The following is a 24,060-nucleotide window of genomic DNA, read 5'->3' on the forward strand; positions in this document are numbered from 1 at the left end:
CCATCTGACTCGCCAACCGCGAGGGGGCGCTAGCGTGACCCCATGGACGCTGACGTCATCGTCGTGGGGGCCGGGCTGGCCGGATTGGTCGCCGCCGCCGAACTGCTCGAGCGGGGCCGGTCGGTTCTGATGGTCGACCAGGAGAACGAGGCCAACATCGGCGGCCAGGCGTTCTGGTCGTTCGGGGGACTGTTCTTCGTCGACAGCGCCGAGCAGCGCCGGGTCGGCATCCGCGACAGCTACGAACGGGCGCTGGAGGATTGGCTGCGCACAGCAGGTTTCGACCGCGACGAGGATCACTGGCCCCAGCAGTGGGCGCGCGCCTACGTCGACTTCGCGTCCGGCGAGAAGCGGAGCTGGCTGCGTGAGCGCGGCCTGCAGACCTTTGCCCTGGTCGGCTGGGCCGAACGCGGCGGCTGGGACGGCAAGGGCCCGGGCAACTCGGTGCCGCGCTTCCACATCACCTGGGGCACCGGTCCGGCACTGGTCGACATCTTCGCCCGCCGGGTCGTCGGGCACCCCAAAGTGCGGTTCGCGCATCGCCACCGGGTCGACGAGCTGATCGTCGACGGCGGAGCGGTCACCGGCGTGCGCGGTGCGGTGCTGGAGCCGTCGGCGACGGCCCGCGGTGCAGCGTCGTCGCGTAACACCGTGGGGGAGTTCGAGTTCCGGGCGCAGGCGGTGATCGTCGCCAGCGGCGGCATCGGCGGTAACCACGACCTGGTGCGCGAGAACTGGCCCAAGCGCATGGGCCGGGTGCCCGGCCAGTTGCTGTCCGGCGTGCCCGCACACGTCGACGGCCGCATGCTCGGCATCAGCGCGGCCGCCGGCGCGAGCGTCATCAACAACGACCGGATGTGGCACTACACCGAGGGCATCACCAACTACGACCCGATCTGGCCGCTGCACGGCATCCGCATCCTGCCGGGGCCGTCGTCACTGTGGCTCGACGCCACCGGCAAGCGGTTGCCCGACCCGCTGTATCCGGGCTACGACACCCTGGGCACGCTGGAGCACATCTGCCAAACCGGTTACGACTACACGTGGTTCGTGCTCGACCAGAGCATCATCGCCAAGGAGTTCGGCCTGTCCGGCCAAGAGCAGAATCCCGACCTCACCGGCAAGAACCTGCGGGAGGTGCTGGGGCGGAGCCGTAACGGTGGACCCGGTCCGGTGCGCGCATTCGTCGACAAGGGCGTGGACTTCGTGTCGGCGAACACGTTGCGCGACTTGGTTTCTGCCATGAACAAGGTGCCCGACGTCGAACCGCTGGACTACGCGACCGTCGAGGCCGAGGTCGCCGCCCGCGACGATGAGATGACCAGGAAGCTCAGCAGTGACGGTCAGACCGTCGCCTACCGGGCCGCACGTTCCTACCTCCCCGACCGGTTGGCCCGCATCGCCGGACCGCACAAACTGACCGACCCCAAGGCCGGCCCCATGATTGCCGTCAAGCTGCACATCCTGACCCGAAAGTCGTTGGGTGGCTTGCACACCGACCTCGATTCCCGGGTGCTGACGCCGGCGGGCGCGGTGCTCGACGGATTGTATGCGGCGGGCGAGGCGGCCGGTTTCGGTGGCGGCGGCGTGCACGGCTACCGGGCGCTGGAAGGCACCTTCCTGGGCGGTTGCATTTTCTCGGGCCGGGCCGCCGGGCGGGCCGCCGCCCGCGCCGTCGGCTGAGTTCCTACCCGCGAGCGGGCGACTGTGACTTGGCGGCGCCCCTGGCACGCGGGGAACGGTGCAACACCTGCGGGCCGGCGGCCAGGATCGCCAGACACACCATCGAGGTGGCATAGAGCGCGCCGCCGATGATGTCGGTGAAGTAGTGGAAGTCGTTGCAGGCCATGCCGATAGAGGGGATGGCGGCGCCGATCGTGGCGATCGTGACGCTCCACACGTGCACCCCGATCCCGAGCACCAGCATGGCCGCGACGGTGATCGCCACGGTGGTGTGACCGCTGGGATACGCCAGATTCTCGCCGTACCAGGGCCGGCCGAACAGCACTTTGAGCACCTTCGCGCCGATTATCGAGATGACCGGGCACAGCGCGGCGACGGTGGCCAGCCGCCACTCGCGCCGCCACAGCGGGATGCCGATCGCCAATAGATAGAGCGGCACCAGCACCTTGACGCGGTTCAGCAGCAGCATCCAGTACGGGTGGTCGCCGAGCAGTGCGCGCGACGTGTCCATGAACCAGTGATCCACGGCCGAGTCCCCCGACCGGACGACGATGCCCAGCGCGATCATCGCGGTGAACCCGACCACGGGCCACCACACCAAAAACCGTCGCGCGTTCAGAACCGCGTCTCCTGCTCGGGCGTCAGCACCCGGAAGTCGGTGTCGGTCATCTCGTCGAGCCGGCCGTAGTAGATGCCCTTGGCCTGTTCGGCGACGACGCCCTGATGGATCGGTACCGCATGCTGCGGCGCGACGGCCCGCAGGAAGTCGACGGCCTCGGCGATCTTCATCCACGGTGCCGCGGCCGGTGCGGCCAGCACCTCGACCGGCTCGTCCGGCACGAACAGCGCGTCGCCCGGATGCATCAGACGGGCTGCGTGACCGGCATCACCGACGAGGTACGAGATGTTGTCGATGATCGGAATCTCCGGGTGGATCACGGCGTGCTTGCCGCCGGTGCCGCGCACCGTCAGGTGACCGATCGACAGCGTGTCGCCGACGTGTACGGCCTGCCAGGACCCGCCGAGCTGCGCTGCGGTCATCGGGTCGGCGTACAGCCTGGCCTGCGGATTCGCCTCGACGAGGGTCGGAAGCCGGGCCGGATCGGCGTGGTCGGGGTGCTGATGGGTGATCAGGATGGCGTCCAGTCCGGTGATGCCCTCGAACCCGTGCGAGAAGTTGCCGGGGTCGAACAGGATGGTCGCCTCCGCATCGCCATCGGTGAATCGGGCCAACAGGCAGGAATGTCCGAAGTGCGTCAGCTCCATCAGTCCATTGTGCGGGCAACGCGGCTGACGAGGGCGCCGGTAGAGTAACTCTGCATATTCCCGTCGCTGCGCTCGCCCAGTCGAGCAATCCGACCCGAACAAAGGAGCGCGCGTGGCCCGCGTCGTTGTGCACGTGATGCCCAAGGCCGAGATCCTGGACCCGCAAGGCCAGGCGATCGTGGGAGCGCTGGGGCGCCTCGGGATCACCGGAGTGTCCGACGTCCGCCAGGGCAAGCGGTTCGAGCTCGAGGTCGACGACACCGTGTCCGACGAGACGCTCGAGCACGTCGCCGAGACGCTGCTGGCCAATACCGTCATCGAGGACTTCGCGGTCCACCGGGAGAACGCATGACCACCAAGGTCGGTGTCATCACCTTCCCCGGCACCCTCGACGACGTCGACGCGGCGCGCGCGGTGCGCGCCGTCGGTGGCGAGTCCGTCAGCCTCTGGCACGCCGATCCCGACCTCAAGGGCGTCGACGCCGTCATCGTCCCCGGCGGTTTCTCCTACGGCGACTACCTGCGCTGCGGCGCGATCGCCAAGTTCGCGCCCGTCATGACATCGGTCGTCGAAGCGGCCGGCAAGGGCATGCCCGTGCTGGGCATCTGCAACGGCTTCCAGGTGCTGTGCGAGGCCGGGCTGCTGCCGGGCGCGCTGACCCGAAACGAAGGCCTGCACTTCATCTGCCGCGACGTGTGGCTCGAGGTCACCGCGACGTCGACCGCATGGAGCAGCCGCTACGAACCCGGCGCCGACATCCTGATCCCGCTCAAGTCGGGTGAAGGCCGGTACGTCGCGTCGGAGAACGTGCTCGACGAACTCGAAGGCGAAGGCCGCGTGGTGTTCCGCTACCGCGACAACATGAACGGGTCGATGCGCTCGATCGCCGGGATCAGCTCGGCCAACGGCCGCGTCGTCGGTCTGATGCCGCACCCCGAGCACGCCACCGAGGCCCTCACCGGTCCGTCCGACGACGGGCTGGGCATCTTCTTCTCGGCGCTCGACGCGGTTCTGAGCGCCTGATTCGTCGCGCCCGATCAACAATGTCGGGCTGAGAGCGCAGTCGAGGCTATATAGCGCTTCTCGGCGCTCTCAGACCGACATTGTGTCGGCGTCGCGGTTTGAGACTCAGCTGTTGAGCGCGACCGACGCCTCGGCGGTGTACACCAGGAACGTCAGCGTCTCCTGCAGGTACAGCTGCACCGTCTCGGCATCGTGCGACAGGTAGCCGATGGTCACGTCGGTGCCCAGCTGCAGATCGAAATCGCCTCCGCGCGTGGACAATACGAACGCGCCGTCGATGGCGGGCGCCCAGATGATCTCACCGTCGACCAGTCGGTTGAGGTGCTCCAGCAGCGGGTAGCCGTGCTCGGTGGTCTCGCTGACCTTGGTGTAGGCCTCCGCCGACAGCAGCACCGAGTAGGGCCCGTCCACACCGGCCAGACGCAGTTCCGACAGCGCCTGCGAGATGACGTCCGGGTAGCCGCGCGGGTCACTCGGCAGGGCCAGCGCCGGGTTGGAGCTGGCGGCGCGGATGCCCTCGATCTGCGCGGCGGGGTAGCCCTCGAAGATCGCCCGGTCCTCGGAGAACGCCAGCTTCTTGGCGGCTTCCTTCACCGGGTCCCAGTCGGAGTCCTGGGCGCCGCGCTCGACGTCGTCGATGGCCGTGCGCGTCACCGTGAATGGCACCCGAAGGCGCACCAGCGGGCGCGCCTCCCGAAGATGCGCCACCACACCGTCCGCCGGTGACGTGACGTCGACGAGGTGGCCGGTGCTGACCGCGGCCGTCTTCGGCCCACCCGGTTCGCTGACGTCGACGACGCGACGGCCGGCGATGTGCCGCTTGAACGTCCGGGCGGCCTCCTCCTCGATCTGGGCCCACGCGGCCGCGGTGATCGGAGCGAGATCGCGGTACAGGTTGTTCATTGCGGTTGACCTTTCAGACTGCCGATGGACAGGGTGCCGGTGGACTTGGGTTGGGCTTCGGGTTCGGCCGGTGGTGCGACGGGCAGGGGCGGCGGGGCATCGAGGAAATCCACTGTGGGAGTGAAGAACAACACGCCGGTGACCGCGGTGGAGAAATCCAGGATGCGGTCGGTGTTGCCCGGCGGATCGCCGATGAACATATTGCGCAGCATCCGTTCGGTGACGGCCGGGTCGGCCGAGTACGCGATGTAGTACGTGCCGAATTCCCCTGAGCCGACGCGGCCGAACGGCATGTTGGCCCGCACGATCTGCAGTTGGTTGCCGTCGTCGTCCTCGATGACGTTGAGGGCCAGATGCGAGTTCGGGGGCTTGACGTCGTCGGCCATCTCGATGTCCTCGAGCTTGCTGCGGCCGATCACCCGTTCCTGCTCGGTGACGCTGAGCGACTCCCACGACCCCATGTCGTGTAGGTACTTCTGCACGTGAACGTAACTGCCACCGGCGAATTCGGGATCTTCGTCACCGACGAGCGCCGCGACGACGGCATCGGGACCGTCCGGGTTCTCGGTGCCGTCGACGAAACCCAGCAGGTCGCGGTTCTCGAAGAACTTGAATCCGTGGACCTCGTCGACCACCGTGACCGCGCCGTCGAGCGACTTCAGAATCTGGCTCGCCAGCTCGAAACACACGTCCATGGCGTTGGCCCGGATGTGGAACAGCAGATCACCCGGGGTCGACGGCGCGTGGTGACGTGCACCCTGCAATTCGGGGAACGGGTGCAGCCCGGCCGGTCGCGGCCCGCTGAACAAGCGGTCCCAGGCGTCCGAACTGACCCCGGTCACCAGGCTCAGACGGCTTGCGGGCGTGCGGAATCCGACTGCCCGGCCAAGTCCGGACAAGCCCGTGAGCGCTTCGTGCACTTGGGGCTCGGCGCCCTCATCGATCGTGGCGATGAGGAAGATGGCGGCAGACGTCAAAGTCGTGAGTACGGGCTGAGGCCGTGCGGGACACACGAATCCGACCCTAGCGGCAACGGTCTCGGATTTCCGGGTGATGATGGCCTCATGACCGGAGCTACTGCCGCGGGCCTCTGCGGGTTCATCGACGCATCGCCCTCGCCGTTCCATGTGTGCGCGACGGTGGCCGCGCGTCTGACCGCCGCCGGCTTCACCGAACTCGCCGAGACCGACGCCTGGCCCGCCTCGCCGGGCAACTACTTCACGGTGCGGGCCGGCTCGTTGGTGGCCTGGAAGGCGACGGACGCCGCGACTCCGTTCCGCGTCGTCGGCGGCCACACCGACAGCCCCAACCTGCGGGTCAAGCAGCACCCGGACCGGTTCGTCAGTGGCTGGCAGGTGGTGGCGCTGGAGCCCTACGGTGGTGCCTGGCTGAACTCCTGGCTCGACCGCGACCTCGGCATCAGCGGCCGGCTCTCGGTGCGGCGCGGCAACGCCGTCAAGGACGTCCTGGTCCGGATCGACGACCCGATCCTGCGCGTGCCGCAGCTGGCCATCCACCTGTCCGACGACCGCAAGGGCGTCAGCCTCGACCCGCAACGGCACGTCAACGCGGTGTGGGGCGTCGGGACCGGGACCCGCGACTTCGTGGCCTTCGTTGCCGACCGCGCGGGCGTGGACGGCGGCGACGTGCTGGCCGCCGACCTGATGACGCACGACCTGGCGCCCTCTCGGCTGATCGGCGCAGACAGTGATCTGGTGAGTGCGCCCCGGCTCGACAACCAGGGCACGTGCTACGCCGGCTTGGAAGCGTTCCTGGACGCCGACGCCGACCGGTACGTGCCGGTGCTGGCGCTGTTCGACCACGAAGAGGTCGGGTCGACGTCCGACCACGGCGCCCAGTCCGATCTGCTGCCGACGGTGCTGGAGCGCATCGCGCTGGCGGCCGGCGGCGCGCGCGAAGACCTGCTGCGGCGGCTGGCCGGGTCGATGGTGGCCTCGGGCGACATGGCGCACGCCACCCACCCGAACTATCCCGAGCGGCACGAGCCCGGCCACCTCATCGAGGTCAACGCCGGCCCGGTGCTCAAGGTGCAACCCAACCTGCGGTACGCCACCGACGGCCGGACGGCCGCGGCGTTCGCGCTGGCGTGTGCGCAGGCCGGGGTGCCGCTGCAGCGGTATGAGCACCGCGCCGACCTGCCGTGCGGGTCGACCATCGGCCCGATGACCGCTGCGCGCACCGGCATCCCGACCGTCGACGTGGGCGCCGCACAGCTGGCCATGCACTCGGCGCGCGAGGTGATGGGCGCGCTCGATGTGCCGGCCTACGCCGCGGCGCTGCAGGCGTTCCTGTCACCGGCCTGACCTACAGTCGGGCCATGGCACTCAAAGTGGAGATGGTCACGTTCGACTGCACTGACGCGCAGGCGCTCGCCGACTGGTGGGCCGCGCAATTCGGCGGCAAGGTGCACACCCTGATGCCGGGGGAGTTCTTCGTCGTCAATCTGGCTGAAGGTCCGAACCTGGGTTTCCAACAGGTCGACGACCCGACGCCCGGCAAGAACCGGCTGCACCTGGACTTCCACCTCGAAGGCGACATCGAGCCCGAGCTCGAGCGCCTCAAAGCCGCGGGCGCCACGGAAACCGCGCGGCACGCCTTCGGCGAGGTCGCCCGCTGGGTGGTGCTGGCCGATCCCGAGGGCAACGCGTTCTGCATCGCGGGCGCGGCCTAGGGGCCGGTCTGGTCGACCAGTTCGACGCCGGGGGAGACCAACGGCTCAGACGCGGCATGCCACGCCTTGGACGCGACGACGATCGCGCCGGCACAGATACACACCAGGGCCACGATCACGGCGAACACCGCGAGCGCACCCCGGTTGAGGCCAAGGTGGAGTCTCATCCGGCCACGCTAAAACCGCGGGATGAGGCCCCGATGGGTCCTACCTAGCAGCCCGCTGTGTGTGCCGTCGCGATGAGTTCCCGCGGTCGCACGAGTCGACTTAGTGTTGAACCGTCGATCGAGAAACGGAGTCCGCCATGGCCGAGGATGTATCGAAATCAAAGGCCGCCCTGGCCGGCCGCACCACACCGGAGAAGGTCGGCCTCGGGCTGAGCGCCATTCTCTTCCTGTTCCTGCTGGCCGATGCCATCCCGAAGATTCTCGGGGTGGAGTTCGCGCGCACCGCGACCGAGGGACTCGGCTTCCCGCCGTATCAGACGTACGTCATCGGATGGGTCCTGCTGGCCTGCGTCATCGCGTGGGTGATCCCCCGCACCGCAGTGCTGGGCGCGGTCGGACTGACGGCCTATCTCGGCGGCGCCGTGACCATCGACATGCACCACGAGGCGTGGTTCCCGGTGGTATTCGCGGTGACCTTCGGATTGCTCATCTGGGCCGCTCTCATCCTGCGGCGTCCCGCGCTACTCAAGGTGCTGGTCGACGGGGACGAGTAGCCGGCGTTCGCCGTGGCGGGCGGGCCAGTTCGGCAACGGTAGACTCTCTGCGTGACGTCCTCGGTCGATACCGTCAATAACGCGACTACCACGCCCGATCAGCCGCAGCCGTATCGCGAGCTCGGTCTCAAGGATGACGAGTACCAGCGCATCCGCGAGATCCTCGGCCGTCGGCCCACCGACGCCGAGCTGGCCATGTACTCGGTGATGTGGAGCGAGCACTGCTCCTACAAGTCCTCCAAGGTGCATCTGCGCTACTTCGGTGAGACCACCACCGACGAGATGCGCGCCGGCATGCTGGCCGGTATCGGCGAGAACGCCGGCGTCGTCGACATCGGCGACGGCTGGGCCGTCACCTTCAAGGTCGAATCGCACAACCACCCGTCGTACGTCGAGCCCTATCAGGGCGCGGCCACCGGCGTCGGCGGCATCGTGCGCGACATCATGGCCATGGGCGCCCGCCCGGTCGCCGTCATGGACCAGCTGCGCTTCGGTGCGGCCGACGCGCCCGACACCCGCCGCGTGCTCGACGGCGTCGTCCGCGGTGTCGGTGGCTACGGCAACTCGCTGGGCCTGCCGAACATCGGCGGCGAGACGATCTTCGACCCGTCCTACGCCGGCAACCCGCTGGTGAACGCCCTCTGCGTGGGCGCGCTGCGGGTCGAGGACCTGCACCTGGCCTTCGCGTCCGGCACCGGCAACAAGATCATCCTGTTCGGCGCTCGCACGGGCCTCGACGGCATCGGCGGCGTCTCCGTGCTGGCCTCGGACACCTTCTCGGGCGACGAGTCCGGCGCCGGCCGCAAGAAGCTGCCGAGCGTTCAGGTCGGCGACCCGTTCACCGAGAAGGTGCTCATCGAGTGCTGTCTCGAGCTGTATGCCGCGCACCTCGTGGTCGGCATCCAGGACCTCGGTGGCGCCGGATTGTCCTGCGCCACTTCGGAACTGGCGTCCGCTGGCGACGGCGGCATGCACATCGACCTCGACAAGGTGCCGCTGCGCGCAACGGGTATGACCCCCGCCGAGGTGCTCTCCAGTGAGTCGCAGGAGCGCATGTGCGCCGTCGTGACGCCGGAGAACGTCGACGCCTTCATGGCCGTCTGCCGCAAGTGGGACGTGCTGGCCACCGTCATCGGTGAGGTCACCGACGGCGACCGGCTGAAGATCAGCTGGCACGGCGAGACCGTCGTCGACGTGCCGCCGCGCACCGTCGCCCACGAGGGCCCGGTGTACAACCGGCCCGTGGCGCGCCCCGACACCCAGGACGCGCTGATCGCCGACACCTCCGCCAATCTGCCCCGGCCCAAGACCGGCGACGAGCTGCGCGCCACCCTGCTGCAGTTGCTCGGCAGCCCGCACCTGTGCAGCCGCGCCTTCATCACCGAGCAGTACGACCGCTACGTCCGCGGCAACACCGTCCTCGCCGAGCACGCCGACGGCGGCGTCCTGCGCATCGACGAGGCCACCGGCCGTGGCATCGCGGTGTCGACCGACGCGTCGGGCCGCTACACGCAGCTGGACCCGTACACCGGCGCACAGCTGGCGCTGGCCGAGGCCTACCGCAACGTCGCGGTCACCGGCGCGACGCCCGTCGCCGTCACCAACTGCCTCAACTTCGGCTCGCCGGAGGACCCGGGCGTCATGTGGCAGTTCTCGCAGGCCGTCCGCGGCCTCGCCGATGGCTGTGCGGCACTTGGCATTCCGGTCACGGGCGGCAACGTCAGCTTCTACAACCAGACCGGCTCGACCGCGATCCTGCCGACGCCGGTGGTGGGCGTGCTCGGCGTGATCGATGACGTGCACCGCCGCATCCCGACCGGAATCGGCCTGGAACCGGGCGAGACGCTGATCCTGCTGGGCGACACGTACGACGAGTTCGACGGCTCTGTCTGGGCGCAGGTCACCGCCGACCACCTGGGTGGCGTGCCGCCTCGCGTGGATCTCAAGCGCGAGCAGCTGCTGTCCGAGGTGCTGACGGCCGGTTCGCGCGACGGCCTGATCTCGGCCGCGCACGACCTGTCCGAGGGCGGGCTCATCCAGGCCGTCGTCGAGGCCGCTCTGGCCGGCGAAACCGGTTGCCGCGTGCTGCTTCCCGAGGATTCGGATCCGTTTGTGCAGCTGTTCTCCGAGTCGTCGGGCCGGGTGCTGGTCGCGGTGCCGCGCACCGAGGAGAGTCGCTTCACGGCGATGTGCGAGGCCCGCGAACTGCCGGCCGTCCGCATCGGCGTGGTGGATCCGGGCAGCGACTCGGTGGAGGTGCAGGGTCAGTTCAGCATCACGCTGGATGAGCTGCGCACCACCTCCGAGAGCGTGCTGCCCGCCCTGTTCTCCCATGAGTGATTTGTGCACGAAAATCCGCGCCGGCCGCGGAAAATCGTGCACGAATCGCTGAGATGGTGACGCGCAAGGCGCCCGACCCGGCGGCGACCCGCGCGGCGGTGTTGCAGGTCGCCGACTGGCTGCGCGACGAGCGGGCCGAGGCGCCACCGCGGGCCGCGATCGCGGAGGCCGTCCGGCTGACGGCGCGCACGCTGGCGGCCGTCGCGCCCGGCGCGAGCGTGGAGGTCCGCGTTCCGCCTTTCGTTGCGGTGCAGTGCATTTCGGGCCTCAGTCACACCCGTGGCAATCCGCCCAACGTCGTCGAGACGGACCCGCGCACGTGGCTGCTACTGGCCACCGGGCTGTTGTCGCTCGACGACGCGGCGGGCGTCATCGGGATGTCCGGGTCGCGGGCGCCGGAGATCGGCCCGTGGCTGCCGCTGGTCGACCTGTAGCGCTCACTTGAAGAACGGGTACTCCTGAACCCAGTGGAAACCCCTGTTGCGCAAGGTGAATCGGTCGAGATCGACCTGATCGAGGGTGATCTGTACCGGACGGCCGTGCAGCGTGCCGGTCAGCTGCAGCTGCTGGGCCGAGGGGCGTGACACCTTGAGGTCGGCCAGCGTGGCACCGCCGGGTTCCGTCGCCTTGATGGTGTCGGAACTGATGGTGGCGGCCGTGTTCACCAGCTCGCCGTTCATCCGCTGGTACGTCAGTGCGCCGTCCTTCTCGAAAACCAGGCGTTGCCAACGGGTCTGATCGGTCGTCAGGGGTGGCAACGGCCTGCCGTCCACGCTGAACTCCCGCACCGACCAGATGCCGTACAGCTCAGGCTTGGCGTGGCCGCCGCCGTAGGCGTGCCACGCCTGCCAGCTGCTCCAGGCGCAGCCGATGAGGATCCACAGTCCCAGCGCGGCCTGCACGGTGGCGGCTCGGCGATTGGCCCGCTCGGAGCTGAACAGGGCGGGTTGGCTGACCGGCTCCGACGGGCGTTGCAGGACAAACAGGTCCAGCAGCCGGCGCAGCTGCGGGGCGAGGAGCACCAGGCTCATCAGCAGCAGATGTCCCGACAGGATCTTGACCGGCACATCGAAGGTCATGTTCAACAGGAACACCTGGGCCATGCTGGCCAGCCCGAGCAGCGTCCCCAGGGTCGCGGTACGCGGCAGGAACATGAGCAACCCGGCCAGCACCTCGACGGCGCCGAGCGTCATCTCGTACGGGTGCGAGCTGCCCACCTGCAGCCACAGCACCGACGTCGGGCTCAAGTCCCCGTAGGACCGCAGCAACGCGCTCGGCGGCGGCGTCGGCATCTGGGTGGGCACCAGTTTGGCGAACCCGTAGAACAGCATCTGCCCGGCGACGCACAGCCGCACGAACGTCAGAAACCACGCCGACAGCCGCGCGTAGTCGGGCCGCTGCCGGTCCACCAGCGTCCACACCGCGGTCCCGACGGCTGCGACCACCAGTAGGCAGAACACCAGCACCCAGATGGCGGCCTGGTCGCCGCTGCCCGAGTCCGGGTGCAGCACCGCCTCGGCGCCGAAGACCTCGCGGCCGACCCAGGTGAGCGCCGGGCCCAGCACCGTCATCTGCCACATCACCGCTTGCTCCGGCAGCCACTGGCCCACGATCCCGAAGAACGCGAAGGTGATCTGCGCGAACAACACACAGAACAGGCCGAAGTACAGGAAACACCACCTGAATGCGATCTTCGTCACTGCGGACCATGGCCGGGTCGGGTCGGCGGCGACGGGATCTGGGGCGGCAGTACCGGGACACTCGGAAAGTTGGCTGGCCATGAAATCCATATAAACAGCCGGACTGAAGTGGGCTGATGGGACGGCTCGCGGCCGGGCACGAAGCCGTTCGTGGCGCGCGAGCCGGGCCGGAAACGGACCCGACAAATGCGCCTCCGGTGAACGACGCGCCAACAGACGGGAGATTCGATTCCGTTTCGCGCCCAACGGGACCGTAGACTCGGACACGTCACCAACCGCCTCCCCGGGAGCAGCCCTATCGTGACCGAACAGACCGAGAACGAGCCACGCGAGGAATGCGGCGTATTCGGGGTCTGGGCCCCAGGCGAGGATGTGGCGAAGCTCACGTACTACGGCCTCTATGCGCTGCAGCACAGAGGGCAGGAAGCAGCCGGCATCGCCGTCGCTGACGGATCTCAGATCCTGGTGTTCAAGGACCTCGGCCTGGTCAGTCAGGTGTTCGACGAGCAGACCCTCGCCGCCATGCACGGCCACGTCGCTGTCGGGCACTGCCGCTACTCCACCACCGGCTCCACCACGTGGGAGAACGCGCAGCCGGTGTTCCGTAACACCGCCGCCGGCACGGGCGTCGCGCTCGGCCACAACGGGAATCTGGTCAACACCGCCGAACTGGCTGCCCGGGCCCGCGAAGCCGGCCTGATCAACGCGCGGGGCCACGTCGCCGCCACCACCGACTCGGACATCCTGGGCGCCCTGCTCGCGCACGGCGCCGCCGACTCGAGCTTGGAACAATCCGCGCTGGAACTGCTGCCGCAGGTCCGGGGCGCGTTCTGCCTGACCTTCATGGACGAGAACACCCTGTACGCCGCACGCGACCCCCACGGGGTGCGTCCGCTGTCCCTCGGCCGGCTGGACCGCGGCTGGGTCGTCGCCTCCGAGACCGCCGCGCTGGACATCGTCGGCGCCTCGTTCGTCCGCGACATCGAGCCCGGTGAGCTGCTGGCCATCGACGCCGACGGCGTGCGCTCCACCCGGTTCGCCAACCCCGAGCCCAAGAGCTGCGTCTTCGAGTACGTCTACCTGGCCCGCCCGGACAGCACCATCGCCGGCCGCTCGGTCCACGCCGCGCGCGTCGACATCGGCCGCCGGCTGGCCCAGGAGAAGCCCGTCGACGCCGACCTGGTCATCGGGGTGCCCGAATCAGGCGTGCCCGCGGCCGTCGGCTACGCGCAGGGCTCGGGTATCCCGTTCGGTCAGGGCCTCATGAAGAACGCCTACGTCGGGCGCACCTTCATCCAGCCGTCGCAGACCATCCGTCAGCTCGGCATCCGGCTCAAGCTCAACCCGCTGAAGGAAGTCATCCGCGGCAAGCGGCTGATCGTCGTCGACGACTCGATCGTCCGCGGCAACACCCAGCGCGCCCTGGTCCGCATGCTGCGAGAGGCCGGCGCCGTCGAGGTGCACGTGCGCATCGCGTCGCCGCCGGTGAAATGGCCGTGCTTCTACGGCATCGACTTCGCCACCCCGGCCGAGCTCATCGCCAACGCCAAGAGCACCGAGGCGAGCGAGGACGAGATGCTCGAGGCGGTCCGGCATGCGATCGGCGCCGACTCGCTGGGCTACATCAGCCGCCAGGGCATGATCGCCGCCACCGAGCAGCCCGCCACCCGGCTGTGCGCGGCCTGCTTCGACGGCAACTACCCGATCGAACTGCCAGGTGAAGCTGCCCTCGGCAAGAACGTCGTCGAGCACATGCTGGCGTCCGCGGCCCGCACCGGCCTGCCGCTGACCGCCGACAACGACAACGCCTCAGCCCTGCGCCGTCCCTGACCTGACGGCCGTCAACAGGCGCGACGTGCATCCGCGAGGGTGCGACCGGTAGCCTTGGGGCCGATGACTAGCCAGGATGAGCGAGCTGAATCGATTGGCGCCTCCTACGCTTCGGCGGGGGTTGACATCGAGGCAGGCGATCGCGCCGTCGAATTGTTCAAACCCCACGCGAAGAAGGCCACCCGCCCAGAGGTGCGGGGCGGCCTCGGAGGTTTCGCCGGGCTGTTCGGCCTGAAAGCCGGGTACCGCGAGCCGCTGCTGGCCTCGTCGACCGACGGTGTGGGCACCAAGCTCGCCGTGGCGCAGGCCATGGACAAACACGACACCGTCGGCATCGACCTCGTCGCGATGGTCGTGGATGACCTCGTGGTGTGTGGCGCCGAGCCACTGTTCCTGCAGGACTACATCGCCGTGGGCCGCACCGTGCCCGAGCGGGTGGCCGAGATCGTCTCGGGCATCGCCGAAGGCTGCGTGCAGGCCGGCTGCGCGCTGCTGGGCGGTGAGACCGCCGAGCACCCGGGGCTGATGGAGCCCGACCACTACGACATCTCCGCGACCGGAGTCGGCGTCGTCGAGGCCGACGATCTGCTGGGCCCCGAGAACGTCCGCCCCGGCGACGTGATCATCGCCATGGCCGCCACCGGCCTGCACTCCAACGGCTACTCGCTGGCCCGCAAGGTGCTGCTCGAGATCGACCGCATGAGCCTGTCCGGACATGTCGAGGAGTTCGGCCGCACGCTCGGTGAAGAGCTGCTGGAGCCGACGCGCATTTACGCCAAGGACTGCCTGGCACTGGCCGCCGAGACCCAGGTGCGCACCTTCTGCCACGTCACCGGTGGCGGACTGGCCGGAAACCTGGAACGCGTCATCCCGCACGGCCTGACGGCCGAGATGGACCGCGGTACCTGGACGCCGGCACCGGTGTTCCAGATGATCGCCCAGCGCGGCCGCGTGGAGCGTGCCGAAATGGAGAAGACGTTCAACATGGGTGTCGGCATGGTCGCCGTCGTCGCGCCGGAGGACACCGACCGCGCGCTGGCGATTCTGACTGCCCGGCACCTGGACTGCTGGACTCTGGGCACCGTGAACAAGGGTGGCAAGAGCAGCGTTCGCGCCGAGTTGGTGGGCCAGCACCCGCGCTTCTGACCTTCAGGTCTGCGCGGGGCTGGGCCTGCGGCCCTGGACTCAGGGCCGCTCGTGGGGTCTAGTGACGCCAGTCGTCCTCGGGTACGACCCAACGACCGTCTAGATCGTCGGCGTCGTCGTCCAAGTCGTTGTCGACGGCACTGCTGTAACCAACGGAGTCGTTCGAGAGCTCTCGTTGCAACCGAGTGAAATCGGTCTGCGGTGAGCTGTACTTAAGGTCTCGAGCAACCTTGGTCTGCTTTGCCTTTGCCCGGCCGCGGCCCATAGGGGACCCCCTCGCGCAATAACGGAGCGGCCCGATGTGCAGGCGGCTCCGATCTGAGTGTTGTTTATTGTCCTGCCGTTAGCTTACCGTGCCCGGCGGTCTCATGCTGGCAGGCCACCCTCACCGGGGATCCGGAGGGCGGATAAGGCGAGCGGTCCAGGCGTGATGCAGGAAGACAGGGGACAACTGGCACACCGACGGCGCCTACCGGGCGCCGCCGCGCAGCCGGTCCACCGCGGCCCGGCCCGCACCGGCGGACGTGTCCGCTCCCGGCAGCGAGTCCGCGTCGATCGCGGCGGGCACCTGGGCGTCGCCGCCGGTGGTCAGCTCGGTATCGGCCGGAACGCCGCGCTTGAGCAGCGCCAGCGCGATCGGGCCCAGGTCCACATGCTCCGCGACGGTGCCCACCCGGCCGATCGTCCGGCCACCGGCAAGCACCGGATCACCCGTCGCGGGACGGTCGTCACCGCCATCGAGATGCAGCAGCACCAGCATGCGGGGCGGCTTGCCCAGATTGTGGACGCGCGCGACGGTCTCCTGGCCGCGATAGCAGCCCTTGTCCAGATGCACGGCGCCAACGCTCGGCCCGCCGATCCAGCCGACCTCATGCGGAATCGTGCGCTCATCGGTGTCGACGCCCAGCCGCGGTCGCAGCGCCGCCACCCGAAGCGCCTCGTAGGCCCACAGCCCGGCCGGCCGGACGCCGGCGTCCAGCAGCCGCTGCCGCCACGCTGCGGCATCGGCCCGCGGCACCACCAGTTCGATCTCCTGCGGGCCCAGCCGACGCACGAAACCGCCCTGGGGCAGTGCGGCCGCGGTCCACTCGGTATCCGGGGTCGGCAGATCCAGCTGGTTGACGGCGGGCCCGAGCAGTGAGAGCACCGCGAGGTCGGCCGGGTTCACCTCGACCTTCGACCAGAACACCATCTTGCGGAGGAAGTCGGCGAGCGGCTGCCCGCGCCACGACTCGGTGTCCAGCGTGGTGACGCCGCCGAGCTCGGTCTGCAGCCAGTGGTCCTCGACCCGGCCCTGTCCGTCCAGGCTCAGGTTCTGGACGACGGACCCCTCCGGCAGCGAGCTGACGTGCTGGCTCGAGATGGTGTGCAGCCAGCCCTGGCGGTCATCGCCGGTGAGCTCGATGGTCGCGCGGTGGCCGCGGTCCACAATGATCGCGTCGACGGCCGCACTGCGCTGCTCCCCGAGCGGGTCGCCGTAGTGCCAGACGGCGCCGGCGTCGGGTCCGGATTCGGGGGCGGGAACTGCACTCATGCTTCGAGCCTAGTTCGCGCGCCCGACTAGCCTTCTGGCCGTGACCACCAGGCCGACCGTCCCGCCGCCCATCGTCGTCGCGGTCGACGGCTGCCGGGCCTCGATTCGCGCCGACGATCCGGTGTTCTCCCGCGGCGACGGGGTCTTCGAGACGGCGTTGGTGCGCGACGGCGTCGTGGTCCTGTTCGACGAGCACCTGACGCGGTTGGCGGGGTCGGCCGCGCTGGCGGGCCTGCCGTGTCCCGACGCCGTCAGGTGGCGGACGGCGGTGTCGGCCGGAATCGGCCAGTGGCCGGGTGGGGAAGCGGTGCTGCGGCTCGTGCTGGGCCGCGGCAGCGACGCTGCGGTCGCCTTCGTGATGGTCTCGGCCGTGCCGGCGCGCGCTGCCGCAGCCCGTCGGGACGGCGTCGCGGCGGTGACGCTGGTGCGGCCGCCCTGGCCGCTCGCCGCGGCGAAGTCGCTGTCCTATGCGGCGAACGTGGCCGCGCTACGCCATGCCGAACTGGCCGGCGCCGGCGACGCCGTGTTCGTCGACGCGACGGGCGCGGTGCTCGAAGGACCACGGTCGGCCGTCGTTCTGGCGGTTGCTGGTTCAGCGGGCGAACCGGTTCTGGTGACGCCCGATGCGTCGTCGATCCTGCCGTCGACCACACAGCGTGCGCTGTTCGCGGCCGCCGCGACACGCGGGATCGACTGCGTGTACCGGCGCGTGACGGTACACGATTTGATTGCGGCACAAGGTGTTTGGCTGCTGTCGGCGATCACGCTGGCGGCGCGGGTGCACACCCTGGACGGGCGGGCGCTGGCGCGTTCACCGTTCGAGACCCTGATTGCCGAGCTGATCGACGGGCAGATCTGAGCCCGAGAAAAAACGGTTGTCGAGGCTCAGAGCCGGGAGTACGGTCGCACGTACACAGGGAAGGAGGTGGTCCGACAAATTGATTGATTCTTTGAGGACATGTGAGGTGGCTGCCCGCCAGTAGCGCCGGGTAATTCGTCCGAGCGCACTCGCGAATTCCCGCAGCCACCCGGCCCCCGAGCCTCCCGGTCTTGTCCAACCAGGAACCTTGGCTCGGGGGTCGCCTCATGTCCGGGGGCGGTGCTCGCCGCCGCGAGTGCAACACCATGGCGATTTTCGGAGCTGGTTTCCGCCGCTTGGTTACCTTCGCGGCCGGCGGCGATCAGGATCAGTGCCGGCCGGCGTGTGTGCGGTCGTCGACGCGGACGTCCCCGCGTCGACCACTTGGCTGAGGTCAGCCGACGAAACGCGACAGCCGCGCGGACAGGTGCGGCGTCAGGCCGCCGTCGGCGTCGACGCGCTCCTCGACGTAGGCCAGGTCGCCGTTCTCGATGATCCCGTACAGCCGCTTCGCGCCGCCGACGAGCATGCCGGACTTGCTGCGGGCCAGGGCGTCGGTCGCCAGTTCCCAGGACGCGTGGTTCAGCGGGGTGCCGTAGAACAGCTCGACGTAGCCGGCCGAATGCGCCAGCAGCAGCTCGATGGCCTGCGACTCGTCCTGTCCGCGGGGATCGTTCGGGTCGTTCACGAACCGCCAGTAGCCGGTCTCGCGCAGCCCCGGGCCGGCGTAGTCGCCGTTCTCGTCGAGCCGCCAGGAGCGGGCGTCCCAGTTGAGATAGTCGCCGCCGTTGTGCGACACGATGATCTGCTGGCCGAACCGGTAGTCGCCGGCGGAATCGCGGCCTTCGCCCTCGCCGCGCCAGACGCCGACGAGCGGCAGCAGGGCGAGCAGGGCATCGTTGAAGTCCGCGCCTTCACGCAGATTGGCGGTGTCCGCGGGCAGCGGCAGGTCGTCGAACCCGGGCACGTTGCGCGCGGCCGTGGCCTTGGCGCGATCAGCCGCCGCGGCGATGGCACGGTCACCGGAACCGGCCAGCGCGCCGAGTTCGCCCAAGCCGTCCGAGGCCGAATCGCTCCTCGCTTGCGCGGGGTCCTGGTCGGACGTCACGACTCGTCGGTGATCAGGCGGTACAGCGCGTACAGCGCGAACCAGGTGATGGCCAGCGTGGCCGCGACCAGCAGGATCTCGAAGAAAAGCACCACGGACAGACAGGTTACTAGGGATGCCGGTGTGACGTGCGCCGCACCGGCCCCTGACATGCGACGAGCGGCCGCATTTGTACGTCCGGACACGGTGTGTCGGGTACAAACACGGCCGCTCGCGGCCAGAGAGTGGAGCGCCGGCTCCTAAGCGACCTTGACGTCGACCTCGTGGATGCCGGCACCGGTCGGCGCCACCACGGCGTCGCCGTTGCCGACCTTGGACAGCGCACGCAGCGTCCAGGTGCCGGGCGCGGCGAAGAACCGGAAGTCACCCGTGGCCGACGCGACGACCTCGGCGGTGAACTCGTCGGTGCTGTCCAGCAGCCGCACGAACGCGCCACCGACCGGCTGGCCCGAGCCGTCGACGACGCGGCCGGTGATAACGGTTTCCTTCTCCAGATCAACGCTGGCCGGCAGCGTCAGGCCTTGCTTGGGTGCAGAGCACATATCAGTTTCCCAACTCGATCGGGGCACCCACCAGGGAGCCGTATTCGGTCCAACTGCCGTCGTAGTTCTTTACATTCCGGTGGCCCAGCAGTTCCTGCAGCACGAACCAGGTGTGCGACGAACGCTCACCGATGCGGCAGTAGGCGATGGTCTCCTTCTCGCCGTCAAGGCCGGCGTCGGCGTAAATCTTGGCCAGCTCCTCGTCGGTCTTGAAGGTGCCGTCGTCGTTGGCGGCCCGGCTCCACGGCACGTTGATGGCGCTCGGCACGTGGCCGGGGCGCTGGCTCTGCTCCTGCGGGAGGTGCGCCGGCGCCAGAATCTTGCCGGAGAACTCGTCGGGCGAGCGCACGTCGACCAGGTTCTTGGTGTTGATCGCGGCGATCACCTCGTCGCGGAATGCGCGGATGCTGTTGTCGATCGGCTTGGCCTCGTACGAGGTCGCCGGGCGGACGGTGGCGTCCTTGACCAGTGGGCGGTCGTCGAGCTCCCAGCGCTTGCGGCCACCGTCGAGCAGCTTGACGTCGTCATGCCCGTACAGCTTGAAGTACCAGTAGGCGTAGGCCGCGAACCAGTTGTTGTTGCCGCCGTACAGGACGACGGTGTCGTCGTTGCTGATTCCCTTGTCGGACAACAGCTTCGAGAACTGCTGCTGGTCGACGAAGTCACGCTTGACCGAGTCCTGCAGATCATCGCGCCAATCCAGCTTGACGGCGCCGGGGATGTGCCCCTCGTCGTCGTAGGCGCTGGTGTTCTCGTCGACCTCGACGAACACCACGCCGGCGGTGTCGAGGTTGTTCTCGGCCCATTCGGTCGAGACCAGGACGTCGGAACGTGCCATGTACGAATTCCTTTCGGTTGCTTTTGAGCTCTGGCAGGTCAGGCGGCGGGGGCCGCGGTGCGGCGCAGCCGCGCCACCAGGGGATAGATCTGGCAGCCCAGGCAGATGCCGAAGGCAGCGTTGAGGAAGGCGGCGATCAACGCGAACGCGGTGGCACCGAGTCCCAGCGCGGTGATACCCGTCGCGAAGCCGACGAATCCGGCGATCGCGAACAGCAGCCCGACGAGTTGGGCGAACTTCAGCGGCGCGACGGGTTCCTTCTCGGTCACCGGACCCAGCCGCGGCGCGATGAAGGTGGCGAAGATCCGGCCGTAGGGGTGCTTGCGCGGCCCGCCGATGGCGCCGATCGCGAACACCACGGCCTGCACGCCGAGAATGACGGCCGCGGCGGTCGGGCTCGCAGCCGACGCCAGCAGCGCAGCGACCAGTACGCCGGTGGTGACCCAGGCCGCGAAGCGGGGGCCACGCACGTCGACCTGCGGGGTTTCGATGGAATTGTCTGACATGGGAAAGCTCCTGTTGTTAATGGGAGGCGGCCGCAGGGTCTGATTCGCGGCCCGCCGCGGAAAGCTGCTCGGAGCGCAACACGAAACGACGGCGCGGCTACTCAGCAGCTACAACAACAACAGCAACAACCCGCAACGCGGCACAGATCTACTGCGCGACGCTTGGTGAGCAGGAGCTCGCGGGGGGCTAACACGGCAGACAGCTTACCCAACAACGGGGTGCTCAAGCCAACAGCGGTAGCAGGGCCTCGCGCAGATCAGCGGATTTCGGGACCCCCGCGGTGCGGTACCGCTGCTGCCCCGAGGCGTCGAAGATGAACGTCGTCGGCAACGAGAGCACCGACAGGCGTCGGGCCGCAACGGGATTGGCGTCGAGGTCCAGCTCGACGTGCGCGACCCCGAGGTCGTCACACACCTGGTCGACGACGCGGCGGACGGCCGCGCAGGGTCCGCACCACGTTGCGCTGAAATGCACGACGGTCGGGCCGGTGGTGGACAGGCCGAGATCGGAGTTGTCGTTTTCGGCGGACGGTTCGGCCGGCGCCACTTCCCTCATCAGGCCCGCGCGCAGCGTCAGCAGGCGGCCGATGATGTAGGCGATCCCGAGTGCGGCGACCAGGACCGTCAGCACCACAACTGTGGAGTTCATGATTGTCTGAACCCATCCAGCGGCACGGTTACTCCCGTCGCGATGCCTTCGATGATCACGTCGGAGCCGCGCGCCCCCTCGCTGGTCGGGGTCAGCCCGAACGGCAGCTTCATTCCCGGCATCGTGGTGGAGAACGCGCGCAGGACCGCGGGCTTCTTGTCGTCGGGCACCGGCTCTTCGGCGGTGCCCGGGCCGGTGAGCACCTCGGTGGCGGTGAAAACCAGGTTCGTGTGGTCGGCACCGGTGATGGACAGGTCCACCGAGACGCTGACGCGCTTGTTGAGGCCGGCGGCGGTCGGGGTCCCGGTGAACACCAGGCCGTGGTTCTCGGAGATGCCGGATTCGGTGGTGCCGCCGGTGGCGTCGTTCGAATCATTGGTGGGGGCTTCCACCAACAGGTCCTTGATGCCCATGAAGCGGCCGACATGGGTCGAGTCGACGATGATGCGGCTTTCCAGCTTCGCCGCGGTCAATTTGGCGTCGGGTCCGATCAGCCAGGACTTGGGAGTTGCGACCATGTCGTACAAGGTGGCCTCGATGGAAGCCTTCCCCACGACGGGGTGCGCGACGGCGGCCGCCTTGACCTCGACCTGCTGGTAGCGGCCCCGTGCCGCCTGGGTGCCGAAGGGGAATCCGAGGATCGACACCCACGGGTCGAAGTGCAGGTGGGCCGCGGTCCGGACGCTGCGGGCCATGCGGTATTCGGCGAAGATGGCAAAGCCGAAATCGGTGCCGACGACCGCGAGGATCAGCACGGCCGCTGGGATCAGCAGCCGCTTCAGCACCGTACGCATCCGGACATTCTGGCGTACGCCCAGCCGCGTGACGTCGCGACCGGCCGTTCAAAGCCGCTAAATCGCAGGTGGCAAGCTATCGTTAGGTCATCGTTGGCCGGTAACGGTCACGTGTCAGCCATGATTCTCCGGGGTTGAATCGGATTGAACCGCGACAGCGTCGTCGCCGGGGACGGTCCGGTGCGGCCCCGGACGCACTGGAGGACCCGTTGGATCTTCTGCTACTGACCGTCGACCCGCACCCGGAGTCTGTACTCCCGGCGCTGGCGCTACTGCCGCACAGCGTGCGGCCGGCACCCTCCGAGGTGTCGTCGTTGCTGGAAGCCGGCAACGCCGATGTGGCGATCGTCGACGCACGCACTGATCTCGCGGCCGCCCGCGGACTCTGTCGTCTGCTGGGCAGCACCGGCGCGTCCGTGCCCGTGGTGGCCGTGGTCAACGAAGGCGGCCTGGTGGCCGTCAACGTCGAGTGGGGCATCGACGAAATCCTGCTGCCCGGCACCGGCCCGGCCGAGATCGACGCCCGGCTGCGGCTGCTGGTGGGACGCCGCAACGGTGTCGCCGACCAGCAGAGCGCCGGCAAGATCACGCTCGGCGAACTCGTCATCGACGAGGGCACCTACACCGCCCGGCTGCGGGGCAAGCCCCTGGACCTGACTTATAAGGAATTCGAGTTACTGAAGTATCTGGCGCAGCACGCCGGCCGGGTGTTCACCCGCGCCCAGCTGCTCCAGGAGGTGTGGGGCTACGACTTCTTCGGCGGCACCCGCACCGTCGACGTGCACGTCCGGCGCCTGCGCGCCAAGCTCGGCCCCGACTATGAATCGCTGATCGGCACCGTCCGCAACGTCGGTTACAAGGCCGTTCGGCCCGCGCGCGGCCGCACCAACGGTGCCGCCGAGGCGGTCGACGACATCGACGACGATGACGACGGCGACACCGGTGACGTCGAGAACGGCGCCCGGCAGACCCTGCCCGCGCAGTGACGGAACTGACGTGGCACACCGCGCTGAGTGCTGCCGACCAGACCGCCATCCGTGAACTCGTCGCGGCGGCAACCGCCGCCGACGGCGTCGCCCCCGTCGGCGACCAGGTGCTGCGCGAACTCCCGCTGGACCGCACCCGGCACCTGCTGGCACGTGCCTCGGGCGCGTTGGTCGGCTATCTGAATCTCGCGCCCGACATGGCCGAGGCCGTCGTCGCCGTCGACGCGCGGCGGCAGGGAATCGGCAGCGAACTCATCCGCACCGGCCTGGCCGCCGGTGGCCCGGCCACCCGAATCTGGGCGCACGGCAACCTCGATGCCGCGCGGGCCACCGCCGCCGCGCTCGGTCTGACCGCGGTGCGCGAACTCTGGCAGATGCGCCGCTCGCTGGCTGCGCTGCCTCCTCTGACCCAGGTACCGGGCGTTCGGCTGACCACATATCCGGGACCCGAAGTCGACGCCGAACTGCTGCGCGTCAACAACGCGGCGTTCCACTGGCACCCCGAACAGGGCGGCTGGACGCAGGCCGAGGTGGACGAGCGCCGGGGGGAGTCGTGGTTCGACCCGGCCGGGCTGTTCCTGGCGTATGACGCCGCCGACACCGCCGGCGAGCGGTTGCTCGGCTTCCACTGGACGAAAATTCACCCAGGTTCCGGCCTGGGTGAGGTGTACATCGTCGGGGTGGGCCCGGACGCGCAGGGCCGTGGCCTCGGTGCGTTGCTGACGCTGGCCGGTCTGCACTATCTGGCCGACCGGCTGGGGCCGGACGGGACCGTACTGCTGTATGTCGAGGCAGACAACACCGCGGCGGTGAAAACCTACCGACGGCTGGGGTTCGAGTTGTACAGCGCCGACGTCGCCTACGCCGAAGCCCCAACCGTTAGCTGAATCAGCGAGTTGGCTGAAAAGTCCCTGACCGTGTTCACCCGGTGTTCATTCGG

General features: G+C 68.9%; 28 protein-coding genes. 13 read left to right on the forward strand and 15 right to left on the reverse strand.

Annotation, left to right across the window (positions count from 1 at the left end; genetic code table 11):
- Positions 1 to 42: 42 nt before the first annotated feature.
- Entirely contained in the window at positions 43 to 1,683 is a 1,641-nt protein-coding gene (locus QRN63_RS17990; RefSeq protein ID WP_285032094.1) for an FAD-binding dehydrogenase, read from the forward strand.
- 4 nt (positions 1,684 to 1,687) lie between these two features.
- On the opposite strand, the gene QRN63_RS17995 is transcribed toward QRN63_RS17990, so the two are convergent.
- On the reverse strand, positions 1,688 to 2,269 hold the full coding sequence (locus QRN63_RS17995; protein ID WP_285032095.1) for a phosphatase PAP2 family protein: 582 nt from the start codon (positions 2,267 to 2,269) through the stop codon (positions 1,688 to 1,690).
- A gap of 29 nt (positions 2,270 to 2,298) precedes the next feature.
- Entirely contained in the window at positions 2,299 to 2,949 is a 651-nt protein-coding gene (locus tag QRN63_RS18000; protein WP_285032096.1) for an MBL fold metallo-hydrolase, read from the reverse strand.
- 112 nt (positions 2,950 to 3,061) lie between these two features.
- Here QRN63_RS18000 and purS point away from each other — a divergent pair, with 112 nt between their 5' ends.
- Entirely contained in the window at positions 3,062 to 3,301 is a 240-nt protein-coding gene (gene purS / locus QRN63_RS18005) for a phosphoribosylformylglycinamidine synthase subunit PurS (protein ID WP_267315868.1), read from the forward strand.
- A complete protein-coding gene (gene purQ / locus QRN63_RS18010) occupies positions 3,298 to 3,972 on the forward strand; it encodes a phosphoribosylformylglycinamidine synthase subunit PurQ (RefSeq protein WP_285032097.1) in 675 nt (224 codons plus the stop codon). The genes purS and purQ overlap by 4 nt, the downstream gene beginning before the upstream one ends.
- A 105-nt stretch (positions 3,973 to 4,077) precedes the next feature.
- Here the strand turns inward: purQ and QRN63_RS18015 are convergent, their stop codons facing one another.
- On the reverse strand, positions 4,078 to 4,875 hold the full coding sequence (locus QRN63_RS18015) for a family 1 encapsulin nanocompartment shell protein (RefSeq protein ID WP_285032098.1): 798 nt from the start codon (positions 4,873 to 4,875) through the stop codon (positions 4,078 to 4,080).
- A complete protein-coding gene (locus QRN63_RS18020; RefSeq protein WP_285032099.1) occupies positions 4,872 to 5,888 on the reverse strand; it encodes a Dyp-type peroxidase in 1,017 nt (338 codons plus the stop codon). The genes QRN63_RS18015 and QRN63_RS18020 overlap by 4 nt, the downstream gene beginning before the upstream one ends.
- 51 nt (positions 5,889 to 5,939) lie before the next feature.
- Between QRN63_RS18020 and QRN63_RS18025 the strand changes: the two genes are divergently transcribed.
- Both QRN63_RS18025 and QRN63_RS18030 read left to right on the forward strand, forming a co-directional pair.
- On the forward strand, positions 5,940 to 7,199 hold the full coding sequence (locus QRN63_RS18025; RefSeq protein ID WP_285032100.1) for a M18 family aminopeptidase: 1,260 nt from the start codon (positions 5,940 to 5,942) through the stop codon (positions 7,197 to 7,199).
- Between the two features lie 14 nt (positions 7,200 to 7,213).
- The gene (locus tag QRN63_RS18030) at positions 7,214 to 7,567 is read left to right on the forward strand and encodes a VOC family protein (protein ID WP_285032101.1); all 354 of its coding nucleotides are present in this window, start codon (positions 7,214 to 7,216) and stop codon (positions 7,565 to 7,567) included.
- Here the strand turns inward: QRN63_RS18030 and QRN63_RS18035 are convergent.
- Positions 7,564 to 7,734 carry a hypothetical protein gene (locus tag QRN63_RS18035; protein WP_267315861.1) on the reverse strand — a complete coding sequence of 57 codons (171 nt, stop codon included), beginning with the start codon at positions 7,732 to 7,734 and terminating at the stop codon, positions 7,564 to 7,566. The two genes, QRN63_RS18030 and QRN63_RS18035, sit on opposite strands and share 4 nt — an antisense overlap.
- 137 nt (positions 7,735 to 7,871) lie before the next feature.
- On the opposite strand from QRN63_RS18035, the gene QRN63_RS18040 reads away from it, so the two are divergent.
- The 3 genes from QRN63_RS18040 to QRN63_RS18050 are packed head-to-tail and all read left to right on the forward strand — an operon-like array spanning position 7,872 to position 11,062.
- Positions 7,872 to 8,288: a DoxX family protein gene (locus QRN63_RS18040; RefSeq protein ID WP_285032102.1), complete on the forward strand. Its 417-nt coding sequence runs from the start codon at positions 7,872 to 7,874 to the stop codon at positions 8,286 to 8,288.
- A 51-nt stretch (positions 8,289 to 8,339) separates the two neighbouring features.
- Positions 8,340 to 10,628: a phosphoribosylformylglycinamidine synthase subunit PurL gene (gene purL / locus QRN63_RS18045; protein WP_285032103.1), complete on the forward strand. Its 2,289-nt coding sequence runs from the start codon at positions 8,340 to 8,342 to the stop codon at positions 10,626 to 10,628.
- Between the two features lie 53 nt (positions 10,629 to 10,681).
- Positions 10,682 to 11,062 carry a sterol carrier family protein gene (locus tag QRN63_RS18050; RefSeq protein WP_285032104.1) on the forward strand — a complete coding sequence of 127 codons (381 nt, stop codon included), beginning with the start codon at positions 10,682 to 10,684 and terminating at the stop codon, positions 11,060 to 11,062.
- Between the two features lie 3 nt (positions 11,063 to 11,065).
- Here the strand turns inward: QRN63_RS18050 and QRN63_RS18055 are convergent, their stop codons facing one another.
- Positions 11,066 to 12,409 (reverse strand): DoxX family protein, encoded by a 1,344-nt coding sequence (locus tag QRN63_RS18055; protein ID WP_285032105.1) that lies wholly within the window; start codon positions 12,407 to 12,409, stop codon positions 11,066 to 11,068.
- Between the two features lie 216 nt (positions 12,410 to 12,625).
- Between QRN63_RS18055 and purF the strand changes: the two genes are divergently transcribed.
- Both purF and purM read left to right on the forward strand, forming a co-directional pair.
- Positions 12,626 to 14,158: an amidophosphoribosyltransferase gene (gene purF / locus QRN63_RS18060; protein WP_267316642.1), complete on the forward strand. Its 1,533-nt coding sequence runs from the start codon at positions 12,626 to 12,628 to the stop codon at positions 14,156 to 14,158.
- A 63-nt stretch (positions 14,159 to 14,221) separates the two neighbouring features.
- Positions 14,222 to 15,304, forward strand: a complete 1,083-nt coding sequence (purM, locus tag QRN63_RS18065) for a phosphoribosylformylglycinamidine cyclo-ligase (RefSeq protein ID WP_020098790.1) — start codon at positions 14,222 to 14,224, stop codon at positions 15,302 to 15,304.
- Positions 15,305 to 15,362: 58 nt separating this feature from the next.
- Here purM and QRN63_RS18070 read toward each other — a convergent pair whose 3' ends face one another.
- Positions 15,363 to 15,569, reverse strand: coding sequence for a DUF3073 domain-containing protein (locus QRN63_RS18070; protein WP_267315856.1), 207 nt, complete (start codon positions 15,567 to 15,569; stop codon positions 15,363 to 15,365).
- A 204-nt stretch (positions 15,570 to 15,773) separates the two neighbouring features.
- Complete coding sequence (gene ygfZ, locus QRN63_RS18075) at positions 15,774 to 16,838, reverse strand: CAF17-like 4Fe-4S cluster assembly/insertion protein YgfZ (protein ID WP_285032106.1); 1,065 nt, start codon at positions 16,836 to 16,838, stop codon at positions 15,774 to 15,776.
- 70 nt (positions 16,839 to 16,908) lie between these two features.
- On the opposite strand from ygfZ, the gene QRN63_RS18080 reads away from it, so the two are divergent.
- Positions 16,909 to 17,697 (forward strand): aminodeoxychorismate lyase, encoded by a 789-nt coding sequence (locus QRN63_RS18080; protein WP_502888158.1) that lies wholly within the window; start codon positions 16,909 to 16,911, stop codon positions 17,695 to 17,697.
- A gap of 394 nt (positions 17,698 to 18,091) precedes the next feature.
- On the opposite strand, the gene QRN63_RS18085 is transcribed toward QRN63_RS18080, so the two are convergent.
- The 7 genes from QRN63_RS18085 to lmeA all read right to left on the reverse strand — a co-directional run bounded on the left by QRN63_RS18085 (position 18,092) and on the right by lmeA (position 22,134).
- Positions 18,092 to 18,751: a heme-binding beta-barrel domain-containing protein gene (locus tag QRN63_RS18085; protein WP_285032144.1), complete on the reverse strand. Its 660-nt coding sequence runs from the start codon at positions 18,749 to 18,751 to the stop codon at positions 18,092 to 18,094.
- Positions 18,752 to 19,044: 293 nt separating this feature from the next.
- Positions 19,045 to 19,347: a DUF1416 domain-containing protein gene (locus tag QRN63_RS18090; protein WP_020098804.1), complete on the reverse strand. Its 303-nt coding sequence runs from the start codon at positions 19,345 to 19,347 to the stop codon at positions 19,045 to 19,047.
- A 1-nt stretch (position 19,348) separates the two neighbouring features.
- Entirely contained in the window at positions 19,349 to 20,185 is an 837-nt protein-coding gene (locus QRN63_RS18095) for a sulfurtransferase (RefSeq protein WP_285032108.1), read from the reverse strand.
- 38 nt (positions 20,186 to 20,223) lie between these two features.
- Entirely contained in the window at positions 20,224 to 20,691 is a 468-nt protein-coding gene (locus QRN63_RS18100) for a DUF4395 domain-containing protein (protein WP_267315852.1), read from the reverse strand.
- 101 nt (positions 20,692 to 20,792) lie between these two features.
- Complete coding sequence (locus QRN63_RS29675) at positions 20,793 to 20,885, reverse strand: Ms5788A family Cys-rich leader peptide (protein WP_350224456.1); 93 nt, start codon at positions 20,883 to 20,885, stop codon at positions 20,793 to 20,795.
- Between the two features lie 29 nt (positions 20,886 to 20,914).
- Positions 20,915 to 21,340, reverse strand: a complete 426-nt coding sequence (locus QRN63_RS18105) for a thioredoxin family protein (RefSeq protein WP_285032109.1) — start codon at positions 21,338 to 21,340, stop codon at positions 20,915 to 20,917.
- The gene (gene lmeA / locus QRN63_RS18110) at positions 21,337 to 22,134 is read right to left on the reverse strand and encodes a mannan chain length control protein LmeA (RefSeq protein WP_285032110.1); all 798 of its coding nucleotides are present in this window, start codon (positions 22,132 to 22,134) and stop codon (positions 21,337 to 21,339) included. Before lmeA ends, QRN63_RS18105 begins: the two co-directional genes overlap by 4 nt.
- A 209-nt stretch (positions 22,135 to 22,343) precedes the next feature.
- Between lmeA and QRN63_RS18115 the strand changes: the two genes are divergently transcribed.
- Together QRN63_RS18115 and mshD are read left to right on the forward strand one after the other, a co-directional pair.
- A complete protein-coding gene (locus QRN63_RS18115; RefSeq protein ID WP_285032111.1) occupies positions 22,344 to 23,120 on the forward strand; it encodes a winged helix-turn-helix transcriptional regulator in 777 nt (258 codons plus the stop codon).
- Positions 23,117 to 24,007, forward strand: a complete 891-nt coding sequence (mshD, locus tag QRN63_RS18120) for a mycothiol synthase (protein ID WP_285032112.1) — start codon at positions 23,117 to 23,119, stop codon at positions 24,005 to 24,007. The genes QRN63_RS18115 and mshD overlap by 4 nt, the downstream gene beginning before the upstream one ends.
- Positions 24,008 to 24,060 lie beyond the last annotated feature (53 nt).

It is taken from the genome of Mycolicibacterium sp. lyk4-40-TYG-92, from assembly GCF_030209435.1.
In the GTDB taxonomy this organism is placed as follows: Bacteria; Actinomycetota; Actinomycetes; order Mycobacteriales; family Mycobacteriaceae; genus Mycobacterium.

Coding starts and splice junctions, on each gene's coding strand:
- lmeA (WP_285032110.1), bottom strand. CDS start 22,134: ATGCGTACGGTGCTGAAGCGGCTGCTGATCCCAGCGGCCGTGCTGATC.
- QRN63_RS18025 (WP_285032100.1), top strand. CDS start 5,940: ATGACCGGAGCTACTGCCGCGGGCCTCTGCGGGTTCATCGACGCATCG.
- purM (WP_020098790.1), top strand. CDS start 14,222: ATGACTAGCCAGGATGAGCGAGCTGAATCGATTGGCGCCTCCTACGCT.
- QRN63_RS18015 (WP_285032098.1), bottom strand. CDS start 4,875: ATGAACAACCTGTACCGCGATCTCGCTCCGATCACCGCGGCCGCGTGG.
- QRN63_RS18035 (WP_267315861.1), bottom strand. CDS start 7,734: ATGAGACTCCACCTTGGCCTCAACCGGGGTGCGCTCGCGGTGTTCGCC.
- QRN63_RS18055 (WP_285032105.1), bottom strand. CDS start 12,409: ATGGCCAGCCAACTTTCCGAGTGTCCCGGTACTGCCGCCCCAGATCCC.
- QRN63_RS18040 (WP_285032102.1), top strand. CDS start 7,872: ATGGCCGAGGATGTATCGAAATCAAAGGCCGCCCTGGCCGGCCGCACC.
- QRN63_RS18090 (WP_020098804.1), bottom strand. CDS start 19,347: ATGTGCTCTGCACCCAAGCAAGGCCTGACGCTGCCGGCCAGCGTTGAT.
- QRN63_RS18030 (WP_285032101.1), top strand. CDS start 7,214: ATGGCACTCAAAGTGGAGATGGTCACGTTCGACTGCACTGACGCGCAG.
- ygfZ (WP_285032106.1), bottom strand. CDS start 16,838: ATGAGTGCAGTTCCCGCCCCCGAATCCGGACCCGACGCCGGCGCCGTC.
- QRN63_RS18000 (WP_285032096.1), bottom strand. CDS start 2,949: ATGGAGCTGACGCACTTCGGACATTCCTGCCTGTTGGCCCGATTCACC.
- QRN63_RS18095 (WP_285032108.1), bottom strand. CDS start 20,185: ATGGCACGTTCCGACGTCCTGGTCTCGACCGAATGGGCCGAGAACAAC.
- QRN63_RS17990 (WP_285032094.1), top strand. CDS start 43: ATGGACGCTGACGTCATCGTCGTGGGGGCCGGGCTGGCCGGATTGGTC.
- QRN63_RS18050 (WP_285032104.1), top strand. CDS start 10,682: ATGGTGACGCGCAAGGCGCCCGACCCGGCGGCGACCCGCGCGGCGGTG.
- QRN63_RS18100 (WP_267315852.1), bottom strand. CDS start 20,691: ATGTCAGACAATTCCATCGAAACCCCGCAGGTCGACGTGCGTGGCCCC.
- QRN63_RS18105 (WP_285032109.1), bottom strand. CDS start 21,340: ATGAACTCCACAGTTGTGGTGCTGACGGTCCTGGTCGCCGCACTCGGG.
- QRN63_RS18070 (WP_267315856.1), bottom strand. CDS start 15,569: ATGGGCCGCGGCCGGGCAAAGGCAAAGCAGACCAAGGTTGCTCGAGAC.
- purQ (WP_285032097.1), top strand. CDS start 3,298: ATGACCACCAAGGTCGGTGTCATCACCTTCCCCGGCACCCTCGACGAC.